Annotated in this window: 1 protein-coding gene; it reads right to left on the reverse strand. The window is 43.3% G+C overall.

Going from position 1 to position 811, the window contains the following annotated elements; all coding sequences use genetic code 11:
* Nucleotides 1-118 precede the first annotated feature (118 nt).
* Entirely contained in the window at nucleotides 119-550 is a 432-nt protein-coding gene (locus M0413_RS22660; protein ID WP_249555748.1) for a hypothetical protein, read from the reverse strand.
* Nucleotides 551-811 lie beyond the last annotated feature (261 nt).

Raw genomic sequence — 811 nt, forward strand, 5'->3', positions numbered from 1 at the left:
ACTATCCGAACCAGAAAACAGGTTAGGCGTTCTAAATGAACCGCCCTGTGCGGAGCCGCATGCAGGGTGGTGTGGGGGCTGGAGGCTAAATACCTCCGGCTACCCGATTAGGCCAAATTTACAACCTCGACCACACCTGCTTAAGACCTACAAAATGTATTAACCCAAAAGTGAAAACTATAAACGAAGAAGAATACCAAAATAACATACTGTTTTCAGGGAAATATGGCGTTATAAGTGGAAATGCTAAACCACGAATTAGATAGATCAATGTAATGCAAATTAGTGCGAAACGTAAAAACGGTAGTTTAAAAATAACGCCAGCTCCCGATAGGGCGTAAGCAGACCAAGAAAATAAAATTGCTGCTAAGATTAAACAGGCAATAATTGGATGAGTAGTATTTCCAGATTCATACATTTGTGCCATGGCTTCAGTGCCAAGGAAACGAAACAAGGGGGCACCGAAATAAATGCATGCGAGATGAAGTAGTGCAGCAATTGCGCTAAGTATTGCGCCGGATATAAGGAATATGTTTTTTTGATTTTCCATGGTTAGCACCTAATTGTTTTATGCGAGCCTAACGTGAAGTTCAACCGCAGTTTGTAAGTAGCGCATGTGCGAAAAACTTCGCGCAGCGATTCGCTAAATGCGCTGCTTACAAACTGTCGAGTGTAGCGAAGCGAAACGGTGTTGCAACGCCTTGTGTACGCCCAGCATGGGCATGAACTAATGAGGTGAAAGTCCTCTGTAGGAAGGTCACCGTTCAATAACATCCTGTTATTAAACGTTAACTACTAGCGAATGGCAAGG

This window comes from Shewanella sp. 8A (genome assembly GCF_023475945.1).
In the GTDB taxonomy this organism is placed as follows: domain Bacteria; phylum Pseudomonadota; class Gammaproteobacteria; order Enterobacterales; family Shewanellaceae; genus Shewanella; species Shewanella xiamenensis.

What these genes read in the sequence shown, in the direction of transcription:
- M0413_RS22660 (WP_249555748.1), bottom strand. Translation starts at nt 550, where the DNA reads ATGGAAAATCAAAAAAACATATTCCTTATATCCGGCGCAATACTTAGC.